Below are 15,490 nucleotides of genomic sequence, written 5' to 3'. Positions count from 1 at the left end.
GTGAAAGATTACTTTTCAAATGCTCTCTGAAAAACTTTATATTATATTTATACATAACATATACATACTTGCATTAATCAAAATTTAAATAATATTAAAAGAAAATAATAAATTAAAGGAGGGTTTTAATGTTTATAGAAGTTCAAAAAGATTCATCAAATATTGATAATTTAATGAAATACCTTTTATATGAACTAAAAGTTAGAAATATGGGCATTTCCAGAACTTTAATGATTAAATTAATCTTTAAAATTAAAAAAGTTTTAGGGAACAATCATGAATTATACTCTCAGCTTCCTTACTACTGGTATTTTTATGGTCCTTTTTCACAACCCATCTCCGATTCATTTAACTTTTTCCATGAAAAATTTGAGCTTACCTCCTTCGGCCAAGTAATCTTAAAAGATGATTGTCTAAATGAATTCAATGATGTTGATTTTATTTCTAAATACCCTGAAATAGAACCAATTACAAAAGATTTACTTAAAAATAGTCAAAAATTCTATAAAAATATTAAAAGAGACATATATAAGGATTATGCTCCATTTGACATAATGTATCCATTTAAATTTAATGTTTTTGACATTGCACATGATTCAAGATCTGCTGAACAATTTGATAATGAGGAATTCATTAAAAATATGTTTAGATGTGAAGCAAAATTACCATGCGATTCATATTATACAGAATACAATAATATTTTTTCTAAATTTATTACAAATCTAGATTATATTTATGAGGAGAATAACTTCTACATATGTTGGAATTTTTTAAGAGATCCGATAAAAGAACTTTGGAAAACCTTCGCTAAAGGAGTTAGAGTCGAAAATAAAGATGACTACTATAATTATAAAGAACCATCATGGAATAGAGACTATTTAGGTAGTTTAAAAGAATTATCAATTACTATTGATGAAACAAAAAATCTCGTTCATTTAGATGAATTACCAAAAACCGATTATACTCCAGCTGAACGTAAAATGGTTAATGCAACTATTGGCGGATATTTGAGGGGATAAATTGGATAATCTACATTTTTTAGATACAAATATTATACTAGCTATGGTTCTACCAAATGATAATAGTTTTGAAGAAAGTGAATTATATTTATCAAAAAATTATCAAAGACACATCAGTAATACTGCTTGTTTAGAATCAAAAGAGAAAATAGAAAGTATTAGGAGAATTTCTTTAAAAATAGTTGATTTTATAAAAGAATATTCCTTAAACAATAGTATTAACCCATTAAATATGCAAAGGCACCATAGAACTATAAAAAATAACTTTATAAGCCAATATGGTGATAATAAATATCCTGAAAATATGAAAAGGAATAGATTTATTAATTTAATATCTGAATTTTTCAGAATGCATGAAACAGAAATTGATGATTTACTTCTAAGGCATGATGATACAGATCTATCCAACACAATAAAATCAACATCCAGAAAAAGTTTAGATAAATTAACAAGAATTTTAAATAAGTATTACTGCATCACATTCATAGAAAATGCTAATAAAATTGATCAACTTAACTCAATTAAAATTCACAATCCTGATGCACAATTACTTGATGAATCTTATTGTTTACAGATTTCATTAAATAAGATCATCTATTTTATTACATTTGATAAAGATATCTTAGAAAAATATGATTTAATCCAACAAGTACTTAATCAACATGTTCATGTAACTCATCCAAATTACTTTAATTAATATTTTAATTTTATTAAATTTATGTAAATTTCAATATGAGCTAGATATAAGTAACAATATTAGTCAAATAGTCTAAATTCAACTTTAAAATTAGGATCAATTTCTAATACTTTATTTTCAACTAACAATTCCAAATCAATAATATTATCAATTGAATCACTAATTAAATATATTAATTCAGAATATCCTGAATTTATTAAGTGGCTTGTTTCCATAGGCCTCATAAAAGGTTTATTTCCTTTACAATAACCAAATTCTGTTTTTAATACTTTTATTTCATCAAGTTTTTTTAAAGTACCAGGTTTTAGATATTTAATATTCACAAAACTGATTATAAGTGTTCCAATATATTGAAGTATCTTTTTTGAATCTATGTCTTTAAAAGTAACATATTTACATAACATTTTTAAATCTTTGATTAAATCATTGACATCATGTCCTTCATTGAATTTATAAATTCCAAATTCAGGCCTATAATCACCATTACCTCTTCCAGGAATATCTAAATCCTTAGGTCCGCCACTCTGTAACATACAATACCTGTTTATAATGTTACTAATTTTATCATATTTAGACATGTCATTTATTTCTATTATAATCTCTTTTTTATCATACATTGTTTTTCCTCCAATAACTTAATTTATTGTAAATCTTTTTTTAAAATCTCCAAATATAAGATTTATATTTCATTTGATACTATTGTAACATTTAGAAGTCCAACACTATAAAATTATACTCTTCATTATACAACCTTAAAAATTTGATAATAACAAATTTAAAATTAAGATAAAAAAGTTTTAAATTAAGTTATTGGAAAAAATAAGACTTATTAATGATCTAATTCCTATAAAAATAGAACCCTATTATGAAGATATAATCATTAATAAATCTTTTTTTTCTGCAAATGTTTCATTTAATATTATATTAATGACAACATTCAACAAATGCCAAATTCTATCATTACTTTATATCAATTTGCCTTCACTAACCTGGTTAATGATGCCTAAAAGTTCTTTCTTCAGACCTCTCATCTCCTCAATTTCATTTCTCATGTTGCCTACTTCTGATTTTAAGGATTCGTTTTCCTTTTCCATTTGAATGAACTGAGGTGATTTGATAGATAGCTTTTCAACATCAGTGTTGATTGTTACTGCTGGCAGATGCTTTATATATTCAAATTTCAAATCGTCAGGGTTTGTCATGAAATATGCTGCATCTGTTTTGTTTTTGGCCTTTCCCTGCAAATCATTTACCTTGTCCAAACTCATTCCACTATTATACAGTGCTGATGCATGAAACTTTCGAAGCATGTGGCTTCTAAGCCTTCGATACTTTCCAACCCTACCGAGACCTAAAGTGTCATTGATCATTTCAAATGATTGCACCATATATGTCCTGCTGATCCTAAACAGTGGACTTTTCTCAGTCAACGGTTTATCACGAAGCAGAAGATATGCATTGATGGCCTTTACAGCTTCGGGACTGCAGTATGTGAGGTAATACTTGTTTGTCTTTTTCCTCAGGATGCTGAAGGTCGGAACCACATCATCGACATCATTGAGATAATCAATTACCTTAAAGATATCCATATCTCTTCTTGGCAGATATTCGGATAATGCCTCAATGTAATCTCCAATTGTCAGACTCAATGTTTCTGTTCTGGCACATCCGCTGGAACAGGAAAACAATATTATAGCTTTCATAAGAGGAGATGCTATTTGAAAAGCTTCTCTAATTACAGCCTTATCCGGCAAATCCTTGAAATATATTGGAGCAGGCTTTTGAATGCTTTTCTCATTAATCTTAGGCAATGACAATATCTCTATGTCATAAAATTTGTAAAAATACTTAATACAGTTCATTTCTTTTCTAACTGTACCTGGAGCATAATGCTGATACATGTAATGCCTATATTCGACTAATTTTGCTTTTAATCGACTATGTTTCCATTTTACTCCATTGTTCTCATCTTCTTCAGCCTCATCAAGAAGTTCTTTAAGGCTCATACCAAAATACTCACAGTACTTCCTTAGCGAAAGCTCGTAACTAAAGAATGTACCCTGGGCATGGTTACAACTTATTGAAAAATTTTTTAATAGCTCGTCATTCATCATACTTATCACTTCTATTTTTCATAGATATAATATCTTGAGAGAGAGCACTTGATTACTAATAAGTATCTGAACTTTTGAAACAGTTCGTATAAAACAAAATTATATATAATAACAAATTAGATAATAATATTAATTCATAGATAACACTATCCATGAATAAAAAACTTTAATAAAAGGTTGAAATTATGAAAGCAAATGCACAAAAAATAGCTGATGGAGTATACTGGATTGGTGTACTCGATTGGGACTTAAGAACCTACCACGGTTACACCTTAGACGGAACCACCTACAATGCATACATTGTATTCGGTGAAGATGAAGTAGCAATCATTGATAATGCTTATCCTGGAAAAACAAAAGAAATGATGGCACGTATAGATGATGCTTTTGCTCAAGAAGGAAGAGAAGTCAAAGTTGACTACATAATTCAAAACCACGTGGAAAAAGACCACTCCGGAGTATTAGTGGACTTACACAAAAGATTCCCTGAAGCACCTATTTACTGTACCAAAATTGCAGTAAATGGATTGTTAAAACACTACCCTGCACTTGAAGGCGCTGAATTCATCACTGTAGGAACCGGTGACTCCTTAGATGTTGGTGGAAGAACCTTAGCATTCCTCGATGCATTCCTCTTACACTGGCCGGACAGCATGTTCACCTTGCTTGCAGATGAAACCGGAATCCTATTCCCTAACGACGCATTCGGACAACACTTATGTTTCACCCAAAGATTCTCTGATGAAATCCCAGAATACGTCTTAATGGATGCAGCTCAAAAATTCTATGCAAACTTAATTACACCACTTTCCAAATTAGTACTTAAAAAATTAAACGAAGTAGTGGAATTAGGCTTACTCGACTCAATCAAAATGATTGCACCATCTCACGGTCAAATCTGGACTGATCCAATGCAAATTATCGGAGCTTACCAAAACTGGGCTACCGGTGTATGTGAAGATAAAATCACAATCATCTACGATACCATGCACTACTCAACCCAACAAATGGCTCATGAAATTGCAGAAGGTGCAATGTCTGAAGGTTACGATGTAGAAATCTTCTTCTTACACGAAGATGAAAGATCCGAAATTGTCAAAAGTATCCTAACCAGTAAAGGAATTGCTGTCGGTGACCCTACAATCAACGATGTTCCATACCCAAGTATCGGAGACATCATGTACTACCTCAAAGGATTACTCTTTAACAGAACCGGAATTGTAAGAAAAGCAGTTACCTTCGGTTCAATGGGTGGAAAAGGTGGAACACCTGCAATGCTTGCTGAAGAATTAAACAACTACGGATTCGATGTAATTGACAGTCAAGAAATTACTTTCGTTCCAACTGCTGAAGAAGACGCTGCAAGCTATGACTTGGGTGTTGCATTAGCTAAAGCATGTAAAGAGTTATAAATTCGTAAATTATATAAAATGTAAAAAATAATATACATAACGGAGATTGATATTTATGGTAAAATACGAACATGAAATTGGAATTACTAAAGGAACACCTGTAGAAAAATTTGTAGCAGGAAACTTTGAAGGAGAAACCAACGAAGTGGGTATTTACTTAGCTATGTCCAGACAAGCTTCCAGAGAAGGCTATGGGGAATTAGCTGAAGTATTCAAAAGATTAGCATGGGAAGAAGCTGAACACGCTGCAAGATTCTGTGAAATGAACGGAATCATCAAACCTACCCTCAAAGAAAACATCGAATGGATGATGGGTGGAGAAAAAATGGCTAACGCAGAAAAAAGAGAAGCTTCCGAAAAAGCTGAAGAAGCTGGAATCGAAACTGCTGCTGATTTCTTCCGTGAAAGTTCCAAAGACGAAGGTCGTCACTACAAAATCTTAGAAGGAATCTTAGAAAGATACTTCTAAGTGAAAGAATTTAATTATTCTTTCCTTATTTCTTTTTTTATAAAATACTGTTTTTTCAAAAGATTTATAAATAATAAAAAGATAATTATAATTAATTTTATTGAACAACCTTGTTTAATAGAATTTGGTAATGAATCTATAGCAAGGAAAAACAGGCGGCGAGAATAAAATTCTCTAAAACCTTACTAATCATTGATTCATTACCTTATTACTCGTTTTTTAGCATGTAGTATAACAGATATACTAAAAAAATAATTATTAATGTAAAATTAATATTAATATATACATCCATTATACCACCTCCTTTAAACTGTAAAAAGGAGGATTGAAAATGAGTAAATACCTTCCACCAGTCCTGCCTGTTTTTTAAAAAAAAAAGTTGTAGGATAGAAATCCCACAACTTTTGACTGGATTTTTTAATAATTAGTTTTCACTAACTAGAGAAAAAAATTAAATTATTTCTCCAATAATCTTTTAGATTCTAATTATATTTAAAATAAGCAGTTTTTTTTGAGAACAATTTTACGAACTGAGAGCAATTTTTATAAAAATCCTGCAACAATACTGAATACAATAATCATTGCCATAACAAGAGATAATGCATTGACAAGCGGTTTACACTTATCTTCAGGTAATTTATAGCTTAACAATATCTCAAGCATGTGTCCGCCATCCAAAGGCTTGAGCGGAAGCAGATTAAATAGACCAATTCCCAAGTTCAACATGAAAATCCATTGGAACAATTCAAGAAGCTCAAATAATACCCATGGTATTGGACCTAAACTATCATTTATTAGCTTGAAATGCTTAGTTGCCTGAATTCCGAAAAATCCTCTGGATTCGTTATTTGGATTCTTATCCAAAGTCAGCGAATAGCTTCCCTGATCCGTTTGAACCGACACATTATCACCCGGACTGTATCCAGTAATAATCTCCCCATAAGATGATGAATCATTAATCTGATGGTTATCAATAGCTTTTAGTACCATTCCTTCTTTTAAAATACCATCTGAAGGAGAATCTGAAACTATTCTGTCAATGGCTATTCCATCTTCTTCAAAAAAGCTTGGAATTCCAGCAGATATTAGAGAAACAAGCACTATTGCAATCAATGCCAGAGTTATATTTGCTATTGAACCTGCAGCATAAACCCTTAATCTTGAAATTCTTTTAGCCTTTTTAAGTTCATCCTCATCAGGCTCAACAAATGCACCCGGAAGTATTGCAAACAACAACAAACCGATTGATTTGATTGGAATTTTTTCTCCGACAGCCTGAATACCGTGTGAAAACTCATGAACAATAAGAACAGTTGCAAGAGCTATCAAACCATAAATGAACGGAATATAAATTGATGAACCGGGCATTTCAACTCCCGGAATGACTATGGAAACTGCAGGTGTTTCAAAAACCGAAGGCAGTGATGAAACCAATGTCCATGTTATAAATATCATGGCTCCGAATGCCACGACAATGCCAACATTCATGTACCATCTCCAGAATGTTGGTGAAAAATTAGAAATTCTAGATATCAGCCCGCGAAGTCTTTGGGTTTTCCACATCAAGACTGGAAAGTTTATCTCAACTCCATGATTTGACAATTGTTTATGGAAAATTCCGGCCAATATCCAGATGACAGCAAAGGCCATCAAATAATAATAAATCCCATTCATTAAAATACACCTTGAACTACCAAAGTAGTGAATCAAATAAGACTACATCAACTATATCATCCTTTTGATATCCTTCATCATTTTCGTCTATAATGATATAGCTGTTCGCCTCAACCATTGAACGAATAATACCAGAACCTCTGTTCAGTACATGTTTTGCATATTCATTATCACTGAAGGCACGTATAAAATCTGTTCTACCTAATTGAGACGGTATTTTAAGTTGTGATACTCTATTGACAATGTTAAAGTTAAATTCACGTCCTTGCATTTCAAACAAGTATTTTCTTGCAAAAATATCAAATTGAGACATGGCTGCAACAGGCTGTCCTGAAAATGTGAACACGATTTTATCATTTACGATTCCGGCACCTGCAGGCTTGCCTGGCCTCATAGCTACACCGTGAAAGAGAATCTCTCCAATCTCGTCAATTACATCCAAGACAACATCACCCTTACTGATGGCTGTTCCACCAGTAGTCATGATAACATCATAATCCCTTGATGCATCAAGAATGGCTTGTTTTACCTCGCCGTAAGTATCTCCGGCATGTGCGATATCACAAAGAGCACCTGAATCTTCAACCATTGCCTTAATTGTAAATTGATTGGAATTGATAATTTTTGCCTTATCAATTTCATCCTTAGTAGGTTCAACAAGTTCATTGCCTGTTATAATTAACTTGACTTTAGGTTTTTTAAACACTTTAACCCTATCATAACCTGCAGAGGCTATCAGGCCCAATTCCTGGTATCTGATAAAGGTATTTTTATCCAAAACCTTTTGACCCTTTTCAATGTCCTCGGATTTTGGAGATACATTTTCACCTGGAGTCACCTGAGAATAGATTGTCAAATCATCCCCATCTTCGGTTGTGTACTCTTTCATTAAAACGGCATCAGCCCCATTTGGAATTGGAGCTCCGGTTGCTATTACAATAGCTTCGCCATTTTTAACTGTTTTATCTGAAAAATCTCCAGCACCGATTGCATCAATAATTTTAAATTCCTTTGGTGCTGATTGTGAAGCTCCAAATGTATCTTCACCAATTAATGCAAATCCATCCATTGCTGATTTATCAAAAGGAGGTGAATCGTGAAATGCCCTTATATCTTCAGCCAAAACCCTTTTGTGAGCATCATAAATAGAAATCTCTTCTGTGGCTGTGAATTTCTGATTATCGTTTAATAGCTTTGAAGCATTTTTCACGGAATCCAATTTTGACAAGAACATGTTTAAAACTCCCCCAAGTATTTATGCCATGTATTTTTCAATAACGCCATGATATGCATCATTCAAATCTTCAAAACTGAATTCGTGGCCGTTAATGTTTAATGAAGTTCCTTTTACCTCACCGATGACTTGTGCGTCAACATCCATTTTTTCCAAAATATCATCCAATGCATCAGGACTGACAGTCAATAGGTATCTTGCATGACTTTCTGAGTATAACAATTGGATTTTATCAAGTTCATCATCAACCAGCTCGACTTCACATCCAAGGCCTGATTTGATAACCATTTCAGACAATGCCACTGCAAGTCCTCCGGCAGATACGTCGTGAACAGCAGTGATATTCTTATCCTCATCCTCATCAATAAGTTTTAAGACACATTGACCGTTGGCAACTTCCTCATCAATTCTGATTCTTGGAGCAGTTCCAACTTCAAGATTATGGATACACCTGTGATATTCTGAACCGGTCAATTCATCATAGGTTTTTCCGATTAAAATAATTTTGTCTCCTTCATTTTTAAAGTCCATGGTTCTTATGTTTTTGATATTTTCTACACCGATTACACCAACAGCAGGAGTTGGATTGATTTTAATTCCTTCAGTTTCATTGTAAAAACTTACATTACCGCTGATTACTGGTGCATTGAAGTTTTCAGCCACAAGACTCATTCCTTCAATAGCTGTTTTAAATTGCCATAGGATTTCAGGAGTTTCAGGATTTCCAAAGTTAAGACAATCCACTACGGCATAAGGGGTTGCACCCATTGAAATTACATTTCTTATTGCTTCTGCAACACATCCGCCAGCTCCATCGAATGGAGAAAGTTTGGTATGGATTGTATTGGAATCTGTTGTAAGTGCAATAGCTGTTTCATCATCTATTCTTAATACTGCCGCATCATCGCCAGGTTTTACTACTGTCCTGACTTGAACTTCGTGGTCATATTGCTTGTAGACCCATTCTTTTGAAGCGATATTCGGACTGGACAATAATTTTGGCAGGGATTCATAAATTCCAGGTTCTTTTAAGTCAGGTTTTTGAGTATCTTCCGGAATTTCTGCTATAGGCCTGTCGATTGAAGGCGGATCAGCAAGCAAAATTGTTGGAAGGTTAGCAATTTCTTCACCTTCATCTGAAATAATCATGTTATTTCCTTCAATAACCTCACCAATCACTGCTGATACGATTTCATGTTTATCACAAATTTCTTGAGCGAGTTTAACATCATCTGGATTGATGACAAATACCATCCTCTCCTGGGACTCGGAAAGCATGATTTCATATGGAGTCATTCCGGTTTCCCTTAAAGGAATTGCACGTAAATCCACCAATGCTCCGTTTTCAGATGCATCTACAAGTTCTGAAATACAGCAGGTAAGACCTCCACCACCTAAATCCTTAACTCCACTAACTTTAATTTTTTCCATTATTTCAAGTGAAGCTTCCAATACTCTTTTTTTGGTAAATGGATCTGCAACCTGTACTGCAGGCCTGTCTTCAGTTTCTGAGTCAGAAGTCAATTCTTCAGATGCGAATGTTACGCCATGAATTCCGTCACGACCTGTGGTTCCCCCCATCAAAAGGAATACATCGCCATGGTTTGGTGCCTGTGCACGGACAATATTTTCCTTTTCAACAAGTCCCACACACATTACGTTAACCAATGGATTTGTTCTGAATGATTCATCGAATTCTATTTCACCGGCTACAGTCGGAACACCTACACGGTTTCCGTAATCGGAAATACCCTTTACAACATGTTCAAACAGGTATCTTGATTTTTCATCCTCTTCAAGAGGACCGAATCTAAGTGAATCCAAAAGTGCAATAGGCATTGCGCCCATTGAGATAATGTCTCTTAAAATTCCACCAATACCGGTACCTGCACCACCATATGGCTCAATAGCTGATGGGTGGTTGTGAGATTCCATTCCTACAGCCAATGCATATTTATCAGTTACAGATACTAGTCCTGCATCGTCTCCAGGACCTAAAATAATATTTTCCCCTTCAGTTGGAAATGCTCTTAGGAAAGGTCTGCTGCTTTTGTAGGAACAATGTTCTGAAAACATTACATCAAGCATTCCTTCTTCCAATTCATTCATTTTCCTTCCGAGAATTCCTTCAATGTATTCAATTTCTGAATCAGCTAAAGTCATGATAACACCCTAATTTTTAATTGAAATAATAACTTTTTCTCCTTCAATATCCCATTCTTTTGTAAAATCATCAGAATCAGTACTGCATTGCTCAGTATCAGAAATAATTAAACTTTTAGCTCTGATTTCGTGAGAAATAAATTCGGATTGCGGTACTATTAAATCTTTAAATTCTTCAGATGTTTCAACAGTGACATTAATGTTTGCTTCAACATCTAGATCCAATTCCTTCCTCATGTCCTGAACCCTTCTTATAAGTTCACGAGCCATTGCTTCCTGTTTGATTTCTGGAGTGATATTTGTGTTTACAAATACATTTCCACCATCAAATTCAGATGAAACGAAATCATCCGGAAGTTCTGAATCGAATAAAACTTCTTCAGAAGACAATTCAATTCCTTCAATAGTAACGCTGCCGTTTGCATCCAAATCTGCTTTGATTTGATTACCGTCAGCTGTCTTTAAACCTTTAACCACTTTTCCCATGTCTCCTTTAAGTTTAGGACCTAAAATCTTAAGGTTTGGTTTTGCATTAAATGATAACTTTTCAAACTCGCTGGCGCATAAAACATCTTTTGTATTGGATTGATCTTTAATAATGTCTTTTAACTCTTCAATAGCATTCAAAACATTTTCATCTTGAGATACGACAGTAATGTCGGATACAGGCCATCTGAGTTTATATTGTGCCATGTCACGTGCTTTGATGGATGCTTCGATTACTTCACGCACAACATCCATTTTAGCTTCAAGCTCCACATCTATTGCATCGTCATCATATCCCCAGTCAAGCATGTGAATGCTTTCGGGAGCTTCAGGATTTACTCCTTTTACAAGATTTTCATAGATTTCTTCACACACATGCGGTGCTATTGGACACAATACCTCAATTAATTTAACAAGGGCTGTGTATAAACTGTAATATGCACCTAACTTATCCGGATCGTCACTTTCAACCCATGTTCTTCCACGAATAAGCCTTACATACCAGCGGCTTAAATCTTCAAGTATGAAATTATTGATTTTTCTTGTTGCCTTATGGAAGAATAAGTCATCAAGATCCTGAGCAACTTCTTTTACAAGAGTGTTTGCCTTTGAGATAATCCATTTATCTTCTAATCTTAAAATCATGTTGTCTTCGGTTAATCCAATCGGATTGAAGTTATCAAGTGACATGTAAGTTGTTGAAAATACATAAACATTCCATAAGATGTTGAACATCTTGTTGATGTTTAGGATTTCTTCCCATACGAATTTCAAGTCATCCCATGGTTTTGAAGCCCATAATAAGTAGAATCTTAAAACATCCGCACCATATTTTTCTATTACTTCTTCGGGAGATACGACATTTCCTAATGACTTGGACATTTTGTTTCCATTTTCATCCAATACGAATCCGTGCATCAATACTTTTTGGTATGGACTTTTACCCATTGAAATTACTCCAGTTCCAAGTTGTGAGTAGAACCATCCTCTTGTTTGGTCATGACCTTCTGTAATGAAGTCATATGGGAACCAATCTTCGAATTTATCTTTTTCTTCAGGATAGTATAGGGATGCCCATCCCGCTACACCGGAATCAATCCAAACGTCCAGCACATCAGGGATTCTTTTGATAGCTTTTCCACAGCCGTCACATTTTACTTCAACTTCATCAACATATGGCCTGTGGATAAGATCTGCATCACTTACATTGATTTCATTTAATGATTCTGATTTTAACTCATCAAGAGAACCGATTACTTTCAGTTCTCCACAATCAGGACATTCCCATATAGGAATTGGAATACCCCAGTATCTTTGTCTAGAAATTGTCCAGTCACGGGCGTTGTCTACCCAATCATGGAATCTGCCTTCTCCAGCCCATTTAGGTACCCATTCAACTTCTGCAATTTCATCCAACATTTTCTGTTTTATTTCTGTTACTTTCAAGAACCACTGTTTGGTAGCACGATAAATGATAGGGGTTTTACATCTCCAGCATACCCCGTATCTGTGTTCAATAGTTTCGACACGATACATCAAGTTTTTATCCTGTAAATCTTCAATAATATGTTGGTTTTCTTCTTTTGTGAATTTACTTGCATATTTTCCAGCATCATCTGTGAAACATCCGTCTTCACCAACAGGGCAGAAAATCGGAAGTCCATTGGCTTGACCTACTTCAAAATCGTCCGGACCGTGTCCTGGTGCTGTGTGAACCAAACCAGTACCTTCACCAAGTTCTACATGGTCTCCAGGAAGGATTGTATGTACTTTTTCTATTTGTGAGTCAAATTCCATTTGTTTTGGGATTTCATCAGCCAAAATATAATCATAAGCCATGCCAATCAGGTCTTGGCCTTTGACTGTTTTGATGATTTCATACATCACTTCTTTTTCTTCAATGATTTGGTCTTCCCCATCCTCATTTTCAGCAGGTATTTTGGTTCTATGGATTTTAATGCGTTTTCCTAAAACATCTTCCATCAGATTTTCAGCTAAAATGTAGGTTTCGCCATCTTTTGAAACATAAACATAATCAAATTCAGGATTTGCACAGATTGCAAGGTTTGCAGGAAGTGTCCATGGAGTAGTTGTCCAAACTAAAAAATAAGTGTCCTTTTCACCGGTTACAGGGAATTTAATATAGATTGACGGGTCAACTTTTTCCTCATATTCAATCTCTGCTGCAGCAAGTGCAGTTCCACAGTGAGGACACCAGCTGATAACCCTTTGATCGTTTACAAGCAAATTCTGTTCATTTGCTCTTTTAAGTGTCCACCATGAAGATTCCATATATTTAGGGTCAAGTGTCATGTATGGGTCATCCCAATCCATCCAAACACCCAACTGGTCGAATTGCTGTTCCATTGCCACCTTGTTTTCAAGAGCAAATTCCCTACATTTGTCAACAAATTTATCGATGCCTATTTCTTCAATTTCCTGCTTTGATTGAATATCCATCAGGTGCTCTACCTTATTTTCAATTGGAAGACCGTGCATATCCCATCCAGCCTGACGCCTTAAGCTAAATCCATTCATAGATTTGTATCTGAGGTATGAATCCTTAATAACCTTGTTCCAGGCTGTACCTAAGTGTATTTTACCGCTACAATATGGAGGTCCATCCAAAAATGAATATCTAGGACCTTTTTCTCTAAGTTCATTGACTTTTTTGAAAGTTTCTTCCTGTTTCCAGAATTTTTGAACTTTCTTTTCTATTTTATCGTGATCGTATGATTTATCTGCCTCTTTTATTGGCATTTTAACTCCTCAAAAGTAATAGTTTATAATATGTATCTTTTTGTTTTAGATAATAAATAAAGGTTATTGTAATTATTGAATATTTTAAAAATCTAAAAGATTTAAAAATAAATTAAAGGCTAAATCATAAAGTTGAACTGAAGTTTTGTGAAAATCAAGCAATATTATGTTAAAAAAAATAAAGTTGATATAAAATAATAACCTAACTAATAACATGGGATTTTATAGAAAATACAATACGATTATTAGAACTATTGATAATTTCATTAAATTATACAAGGTTTCTAAAAAAAGCAAATCTAAGAAAAAAGATGATAAAAAATGAGAATTATTTATTTGATTGATTTCAACTGTCCGTATTCCTATATTGGACTTGAAAGAATTAAGAAAGCTTGCAAAAGTCTCGATTTGGATGTCGAATGGGAAATGAAACCTTTCGAACTTGAGCCTGAAGCGGGAAAAAGGCCTACCATAAGCATTACAGAAAGATATGCAGAAAAATATAATCTGTCTGATGAGGAAGCATCAAAGAGAATTTCAGAAATTGAAAAGATTGGACTTGATGACGGATTGAAAATCAATTTCAAAGATATTAAGCTTACAAGCTCAAAGGATGCTCTCAGATTAACAAAATTTGTGCAAATCAACCATCCTGAAATAACTTTAGACATTGTAGATAAAATATTTTACTCCAATTTGGTTGAAAACGAAAATATTGCCGATATAAACATTTTAGCAGATATTGCCGTTTCATGCGGATTGGATGAAAGCGAAGCCCGAAAAATACTTGAAAATAATTACTACAACATAGAAGTTTTCCTTGATATGGATGAGGCCATTTCAAATGGAATTACATCAACACCATGCTTTATTTTAAATAAAAAGGAAGAAAAACTAATTATTCCCGGAGCATTTTCAGCCGAAGAGTTTGAAGTTGCCCTTAAAGATTTTGTTGAGGGCAATATTAAATCCAAAACCTATGGCTTTGGAACATTGTGAAAAAATCACGTGAAAATTTAAAAAAAGAACTAATTATTTAGATAATGTTTGATTAACAAAATCCAAACTGACATCAGCAATCCTTGCAATATCTTCAATTCCATATCCTTCCTTATCTAAATTAATAACAAATCTTCTTTTTGATTCATCAACTTTCCTTTGAGCATAATCCTCAACTATCTTCATATTACCACCAACCAAATTTGAAATAGTCATATTCAGAGATTCGTCCACAACAAACTTATCACACAACATCAACACAACCCCCTTAACAAACTGAGCAATGTCCTTATCCAAATCAGGAACATTAATTATAGCAACAGCAGAATTCAAAATACTAAACTCAATACCATTATCACATTCCTTGAACCACCCCATCCTATAGAGGATGGGGATTCCTGAATTTTTTTCACTTAATAATGGTTAATTTAAGTATTTTATCAGGCTATCCCCGTTGAACCAG

At 33.8% G+C, this 15,490-nt stretch carries 12 protein-coding genes; 5 read left to right on the top strand and 7 right to left on the bottom strand.

Going from position 1 to position 15,490, the window contains the following annotated elements; genetic code table 11:
• Window positions 1-128 precede the first annotated feature (128 nt).
• Together QZN45_RS07810 and QZN45_RS07805 are read left to right on the top strand one after the other, a co-directional pair.
• A complete protein-coding gene (locus QZN45_RS07810; RefSeq protein WP_296812300.1) occupies window positions 129-1,019 on the top strand; it encodes a hypothetical protein in 891 nt (296 codons plus the stop codon).
• Window position 1,020: 1 nt separating this feature from the next.
• Window positions 1,021-1,716, top strand: coding sequence for a hypothetical protein (locus QZN45_RS07805; RefSeq protein ID WP_296812298.1), 696 nt, complete (start codon window positions 1,021-1,023; stop codon window positions 1,714-1,716).
• A 59-nt stretch (window positions 1,717-1,775) separates the two neighbouring features.
• Here the strand turns inward: QZN45_RS07805 and QZN45_RS07800 are convergent, their stop codons facing one another.
• Both QZN45_RS07800 and QZN45_RS07795 read right to left on the bottom strand, forming a co-directional pair.
• Complete coding sequence (locus QZN45_RS07800) at window positions 1,776-2,333, bottom strand: hypothetical protein (protein WP_296812296.1); 558 nt, start codon at window positions 2,331-2,333, stop codon at window positions 1,776-1,778.
• Window positions 2,334-2,681: 348 nt separating this feature from the next.
• The gene (locus QZN45_RS07795; RefSeq protein ID WP_296812294.1) at window positions 2,682-3,722 is read right to left on the bottom strand and encodes a tyrosine-type recombinase/integrase; all 1,041 of its coding nucleotides are present in this window, start codon (window positions 3,720-3,722) and stop codon (window positions 2,682-2,684) included.
• A gap of 293 nt (window positions 3,723-4,015) precedes the next feature.
• Between QZN45_RS07795 and QZN45_RS07790 the strand changes: the two genes are divergently transcribed.
• Both QZN45_RS07790 and QZN45_RS07785 read left to right on the top strand, forming a co-directional pair.
• Complete coding sequence (locus QZN45_RS07790; RefSeq protein WP_292607736.1) at window positions 4,016-5,242, top strand: FprA family A-type flavoprotein; 1,227 nt, start codon at window positions 4,016-4,018, stop codon at window positions 5,240-5,242.
• Between the two features lie 55 nt (window positions 5,243-5,297).
• Window positions 5,298-5,711: a ferritin family protein gene (locus tag QZN45_RS07785; RefSeq protein ID WP_292607738.1), complete on the top strand. Its 414-nt coding sequence runs from the start codon at window positions 5,298-5,300 to the stop codon at window positions 5,709-5,711.
• A 543-nt stretch (window positions 5,712-6,254) separates the two neighbouring features.
• Here QZN45_RS07785 and QZN45_RS07780 read toward each other — a convergent pair.
• Genes QZN45_RS07780 through ileS form a run of 4 tightly spaced genes read right to left on the bottom strand, consistent with a single transcriptional unit; the run spans window position 6,255 to window position 14,028 of the window.
• A complete protein-coding gene (locus QZN45_RS07780; RefSeq protein ID WP_296812292.1) occupies window positions 6,255-7,385 on the bottom strand; it encodes a site-2 protease family protein in 1,131 nt (376 codons plus the stop codon).
• Between the two features lie 16 nt (window positions 7,386-7,401).
• The gene (glp, locus tag QZN45_RS07775) at window positions 7,402-8,619 is read right to left on the bottom strand and encodes a gephyrin-like molybdotransferase Glp (protein ID WP_296812290.1); all 1,218 of its coding nucleotides are present in this window, start codon (window positions 8,617-8,619) and stop codon (window positions 7,402-7,404) included.
• Window positions 8,620-8,640: 21 nt separating this feature from the next.
• On the bottom strand, window positions 8,641-10,782 hold the full coding sequence (gene purL / locus QZN45_RS07770; RefSeq protein WP_292607746.1) for a phosphoribosylformylglycinamidine synthase subunit PurL: 2,142 nt from the start codon (window positions 10,780-10,782) through the stop codon (window positions 8,641-8,643).
• Window positions 10,783-10,791: 9 nt separating this feature from the next.
• Complete coding sequence (ileS, locus tag QZN45_RS07765) at window positions 10,792-14,028, bottom strand: isoleucine--tRNA ligase (RefSeq protein ID WP_296812289.1); 3,237 nt, start codon at window positions 14,026-14,028, stop codon at window positions 10,792-10,794.
• A 321-nt stretch (window positions 14,029-14,349) separates the two neighbouring features.
• Here ileS and QZN45_RS07760 point away from each other — a divergent pair, with 321 nt between their 5' ends.
• The gene (locus QZN45_RS07760) at window positions 14,350-15,027 is read left to right on the top strand and encodes a DsbA family protein (RefSeq protein WP_296812287.1); all 678 of its coding nucleotides are present in this window, start codon (window positions 14,350-14,352) and stop codon (window positions 15,025-15,027) included.
• A 33-nt stretch (window positions 15,028-15,060) separates the two neighbouring features.
• Here the strand turns inward: QZN45_RS07760 and QZN45_RS07755 are convergent, their stop codons facing one another.
• Complete coding sequence (locus QZN45_RS07755; protein WP_296812286.1) at window positions 15,061-15,405, bottom strand: hypothetical protein; 345 nt, start codon at window positions 15,403-15,405, stop codon at window positions 15,061-15,063.
• Window positions 15,406-15,490: the final 85 nt, after the last annotated feature.

The organism is uncultured Methanobrevibacter sp. (assembly GCF_900314695.1).
In the GTDB taxonomy this organism is placed as follows: Archaea; Methanobacteriota; Methanobacteria; order Methanobacteriales; family Methanobacteriaceae; genus Methanocatella.
Note: the sequence above shows the minus strand (reverse complement) of the source record. Positions and strands in the feature narration are given on the sequence as shown.